At 66.7% G+C, this 9987-nt stretch carries 10 protein-coding genes; 2 read left to right on the top strand and 8 right to left on the bottom strand.

Features of this window, described 5'->3' with window-relative positions:
• Window positions 1-205 precede the first annotated feature (205 nt).
• From G020_RS0107745 to proV, 3 genes are all read right to left on the bottom strand, one after another.
• Entirely contained in the window at window positions 206-1075 is an 870-nt protein-coding gene (locus G020_RS0107745) for a glycine betaine ABC transporter substrate-binding protein (RefSeq protein WP_029681239.1), read from the bottom strand.
• A gap of 75 nt (window positions 1076-1150) precedes the next feature.
• Window positions 1151-2266, bottom strand: coding sequence for a proline/glycine betaine ABC transporter permease (locus tag G020_RS0107740; RefSeq protein ID WP_024329201.1), 1116 nt, complete (start codon window positions 2264-2266; stop codon window positions 1151-1153).
• A gap of 10 nt (window positions 2267-2276) precedes the next feature.
• A complete protein-coding gene (gene proV / locus G020_RS0107735; protein ID WP_024329200.1) occupies window positions 2277-3446 on the bottom strand; it encodes a glycine betaine/L-proline ABC transporter ATP-binding protein ProV in 1170 nt (389 codons plus the stop codon).
• Window positions 3447-3666: 220 nt separating this feature from the next.
• Here proV and trxC point away from each other — a divergent pair, with 220 nt between their 5' ends.
• Window positions 3667-4101: a thioredoxin TrxC gene (gene trxC, locus G020_RS0107730; RefSeq protein WP_024329199.1), complete on the top strand. Its 435-nt coding sequence runs from the start codon at window positions 3667-3669 to the stop codon at window positions 4099-4101.
• A 12-nt stretch (window positions 4102-4113) separates the two neighbouring features.
• On the opposite strand, the gene G020_RS0107725 is transcribed toward trxC, so the two are convergent.
• The 4 genes from G020_RS0107725 to G020_RS0107710 all read right to left on the bottom strand — a co-directional run bounded on the left by G020_RS0107725 (window position 4114) and on the right by G020_RS0107710 (window position 7449).
• Window positions 4114-5076 (bottom strand): SLAC1 anion channel family protein, encoded by a 963-nt coding sequence (locus G020_RS0107725; protein WP_024329198.1) that lies wholly within the window; start codon window positions 5074-5076, stop codon window positions 4114-4116.
• A gap of 81 nt (window positions 5077-5157) precedes the next feature.
• Complete coding sequence (locus tag G020_RS0107720) at window positions 5158-6459, bottom strand: peroxiredoxin (protein ID WP_024329197.1); 1302 nt, start codon at window positions 6457-6459, stop codon at window positions 5158-5160.
• 20 nt (window positions 6460-6479) lie between these two features.
• Complete coding sequence (locus G020_RS0107715; protein WP_018947639.1) at window positions 6480-6848, bottom strand: hypothetical protein; 369 nt, start codon at window positions 6846-6848, stop codon at window positions 6480-6482.
• 79 nt (window positions 6849-6927) lie between these two features.
• Entirely contained in the window at window positions 6928-7449 is a 522-nt protein-coding gene (locus tag G020_RS0107710) for a PAS domain-containing protein (RefSeq protein WP_024329196.1), read from the bottom strand.
• 138 nt (window positions 7450-7587) lie between these two features.
• Here G020_RS0107710 and G020_RS0107705 point away from each other — a divergent pair, with 138 nt between their 5' ends.
• The gene (locus tag G020_RS0107705) at window positions 7588-9117 is read left to right on the top strand and encodes an AAA family ATPase (RefSeq protein ID WP_024329195.1); all 1530 of its coding nucleotides are present in this window, start codon (window positions 7588-7590) and stop codon (window positions 9115-9117) included.
• A gap of 27 nt (window positions 9118-9144) precedes the next feature.
• On the opposite strand, the gene G020_RS0107700 is transcribed toward G020_RS0107705, so the two are convergent.
• Window positions 9145-9939, bottom strand: coding sequence for a transglutaminase family protein (locus tag G020_RS0107700; RefSeq protein WP_018947642.1), 795 nt, complete (start codon window positions 9937-9939; stop codon window positions 9145-9147).
• Between the last annotated feature and the right edge of the window lie 48 nt (window positions 9940-9987).

Below are 9987 nucleotides of genomic sequence, written 5' to 3'. Positions count from 1 at the left end.
GCCAGCCCCCTGGCCGATCGGGCATCAGGCCCGGCCCCATCGGCCGGAGGGCCGGCCTCCTACGCGGCCGGGTTTGGCCTGTAGGAGGCCAGCCCTCTGGCCGATTAAAGGCCCGATCGGGGAGGGCGCCGGATATAAAAAAGGCCCGACCAGAAGGCCGGGCCCGGGGGCAGCGCGAGGCTGCCGGTGCGTTCCCTGGACGGGATCAGTTACGGGCGCAGGCCACCCATTCGTCGATCAGCCCGGCCTCGTCATTGAAGAACTTGTCCACCGCGTGGCCGGTGGACTCCTCGTCGGCCAGGTACATGTACTCGTTGAGCAGGTCGATGTCGATGTTCATGCAGCCGGCAAAGGCGGCGACTTCCGGGAAGTCATCGGCGAAGCCGGTACGCGACATGGCGTGGATGGACTCGGCACCACCCAGCGAGCCCTTCGGATCCTCGAGGTATTCGAGCTCGTAGGCGCCCAGCTTCCAGTGCGGGCTCCAGCCGGTGACCACGATGGCGTCGTCACGACGGATGGCGCGGTCGAGCGCGGCGGTCATCGCGGCATCGGAGGCTTCGATCAGGGTGTAATCCAGCTCGTATTCCTCGATGGTGTCGTGCGACAGACGGGTCAGGCCGGCGCCCGGGTCGATGCCCTGGATCTCGCCGTTCAGGCGATCGCGCCATTCGTCATCGCGCAGGTCTTCGATGGAGGTCAGGCCTTCGGCATGCAGCGAGGCGGGCACCAGCCAGCCCAGCTTGGCATTGTCGTACAGCACGCCCAGATCGACGATGTCATCGCCGAACTGGTCGATGTAGTCCTCGTGGGTGATCGGCTGCCAGGACATCAGCATCAGGTCGAGGTCGCCGCCGGCCAGACCGGCGTACTGCGGGGCGATGTCGGTCTGCACCAGCTCCACGCCGGTGTCCAGGCGTTCCTGGATCACGCGGTCGGCGACCTGGGTGATGAACTCGGCATCGGCCCAGGCGGTCCAGCCGATGCGCACGTCGTCCGCCTGCGCGGCGGAGGTCGCCATGCCCAGGGACAGGGCAGCGGCCGTGGCGGTCGTCAGCAGTTTCTTCTTCATCATGGTTACGGTTCTCCTTGTTGCTTCTTGAGCATCCGGCCGCCGGGATTCGGGGCGGCCGCGTGGATGAACGGATGATCAGGCATCGGCCTTCTGCCGGCCGCTGAAGAACCAGCGCAGCAGATTGCCGTAGGCATTGCCCTCGCGCCGGCGCTGGCCAAAACTCTGACTGATACGGTCGAGCAGGATCGCGAGGAACACCACGGCCAGACCGCCCTCGAAGCCGACGCCGACCTGCAGACGCTGGATGCCGGTGAGCACGGTGCCGCCGAGGCCGCCGGCGCCGATCATCGACGCGATCACCACCATGGACAGCGCCAGCATGATGGTCTGGTTGATGCCGGCCATGATCGACGGCATCGCCAGCGGCAGCTGGATCTTGAGCAATAGCTGACGCGGGGTGCAGCCGAAAGCCTGGCCCGCCTCGACGTGCTCGCTGCTGACCTGACGGATGCCCAGGTTGGTCAGGCGCACCGCCGGGGGCATGGCGAAGATCAGCGTGGCGATCGCGCCGGGTACGGTCCCCAGACCGAAGAAGATCGCCGCCGGGATCAGGTACACGAACGGCGGCATGGTCTGCATCAGGTCCAGTACCGGGCGCACCAGCATCTCCACGGTGTCATTGCGCGACATCGCGATGCCGATCGGCAGGCCGATGATCAGGGCGGCAATGGACGAGGCCACCACCAGGGACAGGGTGCGGATGGTCTCCGGCCACAGTTCCATGGAGAAGATCAGCAGCAGCGCCACCGCCGCGAACAGGCCGAAACGCCAGCCGACCCGCCAGATCCCGCCAAGAACAATCAATACGGCGAGTACCCAGGGTGGCGGGAACCACAGCAGCGCCTGAACGGTTTCCGAGAACACCCCGAGGCCAAAGGCCACGAGCAGCACGCCGGTGGTGATGGCTCCGATCTTGTGTCCGAAGCGCATCCATACGCCTGCGGCAATCAGGAAGGCGGTCAGCCACAGCGGGTAGAGCAGGAGGAACTCGGTGGCGTCCACCAGGGCGCGGATGACTGCCTCGATCCCGTCCAGCAGCCCCTCGAGGTTGTCGCTGATCCAGTCGACCCCGTCCTCGATCCAGTCACCGATGGTGATCGGCTCCAGTACGGTCTCGTTGAACCACTCGGCCAGTGATTCGAGCGGCCCGATGGTTTCGTGGTCCTGGAGGTCCGGTTCGTCTTGCGTCATGGGGGTGGGCCTAGTGATGGGTCCGGTCGAGGGTTTGCAGGAGGTCGCGCTGCGAGAGGGTCCCGATGAAACGGCCGTCTTCCACCACGACCAGCGGCCAGTCACTGGCGGCGGCGCGGCCGAGGACATCGGACATGGCGGTGGAGGCCTCCACCGTGTCGATGCCGTCGATGCGTGCGGCGTCGAGATCGGCGGCGTCCGTCAGGCTGCGGGCGGACACCAGGCCGCGGAAACCATCCGCTTCGTCCAGAAGGACCGCGCAGCCATCGGCACCCAGCTGCTGCCGGGCCGCGGCGGCATCCGCCTGGCCGGCCTGCAGCCGTGGCATGGCATCGTGGCTGGCGATATCGCCGGCGGAGTACACCTGGCTCACGTCCACGCCGTAGAAGAACGAGCGGACGTAGTCGTTGGCCGGGTTCGATACGATCTCCTGCGGCGTGCCGATCTGCACCACCTGCCCGCCCTGCATGATCGCGATGCGGTCGCCGATGCGGATGGCCTCGTCGAGGTCGTGCGAGATGAATACCACCGTGCGGCTCTTTTCCTGCTGCAGGCGCAGCAGCTCGTCCTGCATCTCGGTGCGGATCAGCGGGTCCAGCGCGGAGAAAGCCTCGTCCATCAGCAGGATGGTGGGGTCGGTGGCCAGGGCGCGGGCCAGGCCGACACGCTGCTGCATGCCGCCGGAGAGTTCGTCGGGGTAGCTGTTGGCGTGCGCGCCGAGCCCCACGGCCTCCAGGGCCTGCAGGGCCCGTTCTTGCTGGCGGGCACGATCGAAACCGGAGACGTCCAGGCCCAGCGAGGCGTTGTCGATGACGCTCTTGTGGGGGAGCAGGGCGAACGACTGGAACACCATTGACATGTCGCGCCGGCGCAGTTCGATCAACTGCTTGCGGCTCATCCGCGTAATGTCCTCGCCGTCCACGTACAGGTGTCCGGCGGTGGGTTCGATCAGGCGGTTGAACATCCGGACCATGGTCGACTTGCCCGAGCCGGACAGTCCCATGATCACGAAGACCTCGCCCTCGTGAATGCTGAAGCTGGCTTCGCGGACGCCCACGGTATTGCCGGTGCGCGCGAAGATCGCGTCCTTGTCGAGGCCCTGTTCCAGCAGGTCCAGGGCTCGGTGCGGGCGCGGTCCGAAAATCTTGTAAAGGTCCTCTACGACGAGCTTTTCACTCATGCGCGTACCGTTCGGGGTTCGGGTGGGGCGTTGTGGTGCGGCTCGCGGACCGGGTATTTCGGGAGGTCCGCATATACGAATACAGAACTCGGCGCTTGCGTGCAACGTTGACCGGGTATTCATGAGGCAGTGCCGGAATTCGTGCGGGTCTTCCGCACGGCCCCGTGTTCCGGATGCTATACAGGGGGGGAAGTCTGGTTCCGGCCCCGAGGTGATTGCAATGAAGGAATCCGTACATGTCGTCTGTCCGCATTGCGATGCCGTGAACCGCATACCGTCGCGCCGCATCGGGGGCGCACCGAAGTGTGGTCAGTGCCACGGGGCGCTGTTCATCGCGCGCCCTGCGGAGCTCAACGGACACAATGTCGACCGTCATCTGGAACGCAGCGACATCCCGGTGCTGATCGATTTCTGGGCGCCGTGGTGCGGGCCGTGCAAGATGATGGGCCCTGAATTCGAGCTCGCGGCCGCCGAGCTGGAGCCGCGGGTGCGGCTGGTGCGGATCAACACGGACGCCGAGGAAACCCTCGGCAAGCGGTTCGGGATCCGCAGTATCCCGACCCTCGCCCTGTTCGAACAGGGCCGGGAAGTGGCCCGGCAGCCGGGGGCGATGCGCGCCCCCGACATCATCCGCTGGGTCCGCGACGAACTCTGACGCGGCCCCGGCCTACTCGGGGCGGCAGATCTCTCCGGCACGGGCCGCCTTCAGGGTGCGCAGCGCCAGGCCGACGATCAGGATGGTGGTCAGGGCCAGCAGGATCACGCCCAGGGTTTCCATCAGCGGCAGGTTGCCGTGCATCCCGAACCGCATGGTGGCGATGCTGAACGCCGCGACCGGGAACGAATACGCCCACCAGGAGAGGAAGAAGGGCAGGCGGAAGAACGCCGGCAGGCGCACCAGCAGGAGCAGGAACAGGAACGCGCCGATGTAGTAGAGGATGCGCGCGAAGGCGTCCACCTCGCCGGTCAGATGGATCCACGCGAGAAAGCCCACCGCCGGCGGCGCCAGCAGGATGGCCAGGGTCGGCATCATGCGCTCGGGCAGCGGGTCGTGGAAGATGAAGCGATAGAACACCAGCGTCATCAGTACGATCCAGAACACCAGGCCGATGCTGAAGAAGAACCAAGACAGTTCGACCAGGCCGAAGGCCACGCCGGGCAGCGGGATCAGGATGTTCCCCACCACCGGAATGAACCAGGCCGGATTGATCGACTCGATCGGCATCGGCTGGGCACCGGTCCAGCGCGCCATCGCGACCAGTGTCAGCAGCAGATGGCCAATGATGCCGACGATCCACAGGGCCAGCGCCCAGCCTTCGGCCACCGGCAGCCAGAGCATCGACAGCAGGATCAACGAGATGGAGGTGGCGGCGAAGAAGTTCAGCTTGACCGGATGGTTGAACTCTTCTTTCACCTTGTCCGGCCAGCCCTTGAGTTTCGACAGGTAGGCGATCGCGAGGAAGATGAACAGCACCGTGGTCAGTCCGGTCAGTGCCGCACTGATCGTGGACGGGCCGTCCCAGACGATTTCGCCGGTGCGCCAGGCCAGTGTCAGGCCGGCCATGCCCATCACGGTGGCGAACAGGGGTACGGGCAGGTTGGGGAGTCGTCCCTCGGTGTTTTCCGTCATGATCGTCCTCGCTTCCGTTGTGGTGTCCGTATCCTAGGGAAACCCGGATTAATGTGCACGTTCGCGCCCGGCGTTTGCCGGCTACTCCTCCAGCAGGTCGCGGATCTGTTCGACGACCCCGGGTTCCATCCATTCGATGGCCCCGTACAGGGCATAGCGCACGCGCCCCTCGCGGTCGATGACGTAGCTGGTGGGGAAGGCGAGGGCGCGCCAGTCTTCCAGCGACTTCTGCTGCGGGTCGAGCAGAATGGTGAACTCCGTCTCTACCTCGTCCTCGATGAACGCGCGGATGGTGTCTTCCGGTTCGCCCAGGTTCACCGCGAGGATGCGAAAGCCCTCGTCGCGCAGTTTGTCTTCCAGGCGCTGCATCGACGGCATCTCGTGCACGCAGGGCGGGCACCAGCTGGCCCAGAAGTTGATGAGAATGACCTCGCCGCGGTAGTCGCGCAGGTCGTGTTCCTCACCGGCCAGATCGGGACGGATCAGTTCCGGCGCGTCCGGTTGCTCTTCCACCGGATTCAGGCGGGCGTCGGTGCCCGACGGGGTGCGCACCGCGAGATCGACATCCGCCGCGGGCACGCGCGGCTCGCGTGCCGAGGGCGTGCGGGCCAGCAGGTCCATGCCGCGCAGCAGTTCGCCCGGCAGTGCCTCGCGTGCGAGGCGTTCGCCGGCGGTGGCGTCCGGCCGGAAGAAATAGCGGTCGCGCAGCTCGGGGAGCAGCCTCACGCCCACGGAACTGCCGGCTTCGGCCAGCGCCGCGCGCACGCGGCCCAGGTGCTGGAACTGCGGAGACTGTACGGGCTGCAGGATGAAGACCGGCAGGTTGCTGTAGTGGACGATCGGCTGGAGCTCGGGCTCGGCGGCGTCCGCCCCGGTATGCAGGAACGGGCTGAGCATCAGCACGCCGGCGAGATCCTCCGAGCCGGGGTTGGCCTGCTGCCACTGGTGCAGCCCGGTGAGCAGCCAGGGCCAGGCCCGGTCGCTTGCAAGGACGAACACCGGGCGCTCGGTCTCCTCGCGTGCGGCGTCCAGCAGACCCGGGACGGTGGCCAGCGGCATGTCGTCGAACGACGAGGCGGCCTCCGGCAGGAAATGCCCGGTGAACGGATCCGCCAGCCAGACTTCCACGCCGCGTGCCTGCAGGGCCAGGGCCTGTTGGCGGTGCTCGTCCTGCAGGCCATGCTCGGAGGGAAACCACAGCAGGACGGGGCCGTGGTCGGCGGGGTAGCGCTGCACCGGGACGGGCTCACCCCCGGCGGTGACGGTGGCGGCCGGGGAATCGGCGAGGGCCGTTCCCGACCCGGCAATGCCGGCCGTCAGCAACAGCAGGCACAGCGCCGGCAGCAGCCGCAGGACGGGCAGGCGAACGCCTCGGGGCCTCATCCGGGCTTGCGTAGAGGGGATCAGTCGGCGGGCGCGCGCTCGACGCGGTCACGCGAGCGCAGGTCGCCGGAGGTGCGCTCCAGCTCGCGATCCAGGGTCAGAACCATGGTGTCGTCGCTCTCTTCCATGGTGACCTGATCGGCATCCACGCCCGGCGGCGGGAGCTGCGGGCGGAATTCCGTGACTTCGGCCGAACCCGGCGCTTCGCTGCCCGGCCAGTCCAGTTGAGACCAGTCCGCCTGGGTTACCGTGGCCACCGGGGAGTCGTAGCCCGGCGGGGCCCAGAACGCCAGCACCGCGGCGGTGGCTGCCACCAGCAGGTTGAGCGAACGGCGCCGGGCGCGCAGCTCGCGTTCCTGTTGCCGGGGATCTTCCTGGATGGCGTGCATGGATCAAGGCCTCGAAAACGTTGTTCTCACGGACTCGAACGTTACGCCGGCGGCGACCGTGCTGCAACATACCCGCGCGCTATACGGATTTCATGACCCAGTCGGTCAGGTGGCGGAAACCGCGCTTGCGCATGGCCTTCTGGATCGCCTGATAACCGGCCTGGACCTGTTCTTCCCTGGGGTATTTCTGTTCCACGGCGAGGATGTCGGCATAGATCTTCGACCATTCCTCGACGGCCTCGCGTTTGGGGCGGATGCGCACCGAGCTGTAGCCGGTGATCTCGCCGCTGGCCGAGGTGCGCGGGGCCACCCGCACGAAGACCCAGTAGTTGTCGCCGCTCTTCGCGCGGTTGTTGACGAAACCGAAGAACTCGTCGCCTCCCTGGATGATCTGCCACATCGCATAGAAGGCGGAGCGCGGCATGTGCGGGTGGCGCACGATGCTGTGCGGGGCGCCGATCAGTTCCTCGCGGCTGTACTGCGAGATACGCACCATGGTGTTGTTGGCCAGGTCGATGACGCCGCGGGTGTCGGTGCGGGACTGGATGGTGTCGTGCGGTTCGAGAATGATTTCATGCCCGGTCAGGCTGCGGTCGACCATGCTGGCCCCCTCGTTCTGTTGTGTGAAAAGAATCACAACCATCAGGGGGCGGTCAAACCCGGGGCTGCCGCGGGCGGGTATCCGGAAGCTCCGGAAGCAGGTCTATACTGGGGCCATTTTCCACAACCAGGAGCGCGCATGGCGGGGAAGCGGAGTCCGACGGTGGAACGGATCCTGCGCGGGCTGCGTTCGCGTTATCCCATCATCTACCTGCAGGGCTGGGACGAGGACCGCATCGAGCGGCTGTTGCAGCAGGTGGCCCGCAAGTACTACGGAGAGGAGGGACGTCTGCAGGTGTGGTCCGCCGCGCGCGGCTTTGCCGCACCGGAGGAGGCGGCTTCCGGCGCGGCGGTGGAGGCCGAGCCGGCCGTCCACGATCCGGAGGACGCGCTGGCGCGGATCGCGGGGCATCGTGATCCGCCGCGCATGAGCCTGTTCAAGGATCTGCCGGTGTGGTTCGACCAGCGCCCCGGGCTGGTGCGCGGGCTGCGTGATCTTTACTACGAGCTGAAAGGCACCAGCAATGTGGTGTTCGTCAGCTGCCCGCAGCTGCATCTGCCGGACATTATCAAGAAGGAGATCTTCCTGGTCGACGTGGATCTGCCCACCGAAGAGGAACTGCTGGAGTTTCTCGAGGGGCGTCGCGGCGCCGAGGCGCATTCGCGCGAGCTGCTGTTCCGTCTGGCGGCGGGGATGCGCGGGCTGTCGCTCAACGAGGCCGGCCACCTGGCCTCGCGCCTGCTGCGCATGCAGGACGTCGACGAGGACACCCTGCTGCGCGAGGTGCAGGAGGAGAAGGGCCAGATCCTGCGCAAGGAGAGCGTGCTGCAGTTCTACCCGCCGCAGCGTTCGCTGGACGACATTGGCGGGCTGGGGGTCCTCAAGGAGTGGGTGACCACGCGTGCCGATCTGTTCTCGGAGAAGGCTTACGAGGAAGGGGTGCCGCTGCCCGCCGGGGTGCTGTTCATGGGGGTCTCGGGCTGCGGCAAGAGCATGGCAGCCAAGGCCATCGCGGCGGCGTGGGACCTGCCGCTGGCGCGTCTGGACATGAGTCTGGTGCTGTCAGGCAGTTTTGGTACGCCGGAGTACGCGTTCGCCCGCGCGACCCGAATCGCCGACGAGATCGCGCCGGTGGTGCTGTGGATCGACGAGCTGGAGAATGCCTTCGGCTTCGACTCCACCGGCAGCGGCGGTAACGTGAACATTTTCTCCAGCTTCCTGACGTGGCTGCAGGAGAAGTCGCCCAGGGTGTTTGTCGCGGCTACTGCCAATCGCATCGAGCTGATGCCGGCGGAGCTGATGCGCAAGGGCCGCTTCGACCAGCTGTTCTTCCTGGATCTGCCCAACGCCGACGAGCGCCGGGAGATCCTGGAACTGCACATTCGCCATCATGGTGGCGATCCGGACCAGTTCGACATGGGGTATCTCACCGCCACCACCAAGGAGTGGAGCGGGGCCGAGATCGAGCAGCTGGTGCGTTCGGCCCGCATCGAGGCCTACCGCGAGGGGCGGACGTTCAATCAGAAGGACATCATCCGGGCGGCGATCAGCACGGTCCCGCTGTCGAAGACCATGGTCGAGCAGATCCGTGAGCTGCGGAACTGGAGCTTCAAGCGTGCGGTGAATGCCTCGAAATCCGAGAGCAAGAAGAAGCCGGCCGGTTCCTGAGGTCGGCTCCTGAAACCGGCGCCCGGGTCAACCGGCCGGCGTCAGGGTCTCCACCGAGACCTCCATGCGCGTGGGGATCGCCGGGGGGCCGAACAGATGATAAAGCGGGACATCGGCCGCGTCGCGCCCGTAGGCCAGGCGTACCCGCCTGTTGCCAGGCCGGGCCTGGGTCGGGTCGAAGGTGTGCCAGCGCCCGCCGACCCAGGCCTCGAACCACGCATGCAGGTCCATCGGTTCCAGGTCGTGCACGTACCCTGCGGTGATCCGTGCGGGGATGCTCAGGCTGCGGCAAAGGGCCATGCCCAGATGGGCGAGATCGCGACACACCCCACTGCCGCGCGCCAGGACCTCGCTGGCGGAGATCGGGGTCGGGTCGGTTTCCGTGCGGTATTCGATGTGGCTATGGATCCAGCGCGAGATCGCGGTGACCTGTTCGTGGCCCGGGCGGCAGCCACCCACGATTTCCCAGGCCTTCCGGCCCAGCCGGTCCGCTTCGCAGAAGCGACTGGGCAGGAGGTAGACCAGCACGTCGTCGGGCAGTTGTTCGACCGGGACGAACAGCGCGTCGGTGACGTGAACCGGCTCCGGGCGGATGCGCACATCGGCGCTGACATGGATCGAGAATGGTCCGGCCGGCGCCATCAGCCGCTGGCACAGGTTGCCGTGGCGGTCGGTGTATTCGGCGACGTCGATGTCGGGGGTAACCCGATAGCGATCGGCGGCCACCCATTGATGGGCGTCGCTGCGCGGGCGCAGGAGCAGCAGCATCGGGCTGGCCGCCGTCAGATGCATGTCCAGTTCGCTGGTGACCCTAAGCCACATGTGGTTCCGGCTCCTCGCCCGTAATTGTGACGACTGTTCATCGCAGTG

This window comes from Thioalkalivibrio sp. ALR17-21 (assembly GCF_000420185.1).
Classification (GTDB): Bacteria; Pseudomonadota; Gammaproteobacteria; order Ectothiorhodospirales; family Ectothiorhodospiraceae; genus Thioalkalivibrio; species Thioalkalivibrio halophilus.
Note: the sequence above shows the minus strand (reverse complement) of the source record. Positions and strands in the feature narration are given on the sequence as shown.

Bases quoted from the DNA above. Each gene is read 5' to 3' on its own strand.
- G020_RS0107745 (WP_029681239.1), bottom strand. From the start codon at position 1,075: ATGATGAAGAAGAAACTGCTGACGACCGCCACGGCCGCTGCCCTGTCC.
- G020_RS0107740 (WP_024329201.1), bottom strand. From the start codon at position 2,266: ATGACGCAAGACGAACCGGACCTCCAGGACCACGAAACCATCGGGCCG.
- proV (WP_024329200.1), bottom strand. From the start codon at position 3,446: ATGAGTGAAAAGCTCGTCGTAGAGGACCTTTACAAGATTTTCGGACCG.
- trxC (WP_024329199.1), top strand. From the start codon at position 3,667: ATGAAGGAATCCGTACATGTCGTCTGTCCGCATTGCGATGCCGTGAAC.
- G020_RS0107725 (WP_024329198.1), bottom strand. From the start codon at position 5,076: ATGACGGAAAACACCGAGGGACGACTCCCCAACCTGCCCGTACCCCTG.
- G020_RS0107720 (WP_024329197.1), bottom strand. From the start codon at position 6,459: ATGAGGCCCCGAGGCGTTCGCCTGCCCGTCCTGCGGCTGCTGCCGGCG.
- G020_RS0107715 (WP_018947639.1), bottom strand. From the start codon at position 6,848: ATGCACGCCATCCAGGAAGATCCCCGGCAACAGGAACGCGAGCTGCGC.
- G020_RS0107710 (WP_024329196.1), bottom strand. From the start codon at position 7,449: ATGGTCGACCGCAGCCTGACCGGGCATGAAATCATTCTCGAACCGCAC.
- G020_RS0107705 (WP_024329195.1), top strand. From the start codon at position 7,588: ATGGCGGGGAAGCGGAGTCCGACGGTGGAACGGATCCTGCGCGGGCTG.
- G020_RS0107700 (WP_018947642.1), bottom strand. From the start codon at position 9,939: ATGTGGCTTAGGGTCACCAGCGAACTGGACATGCATCTGACGGCGGCC.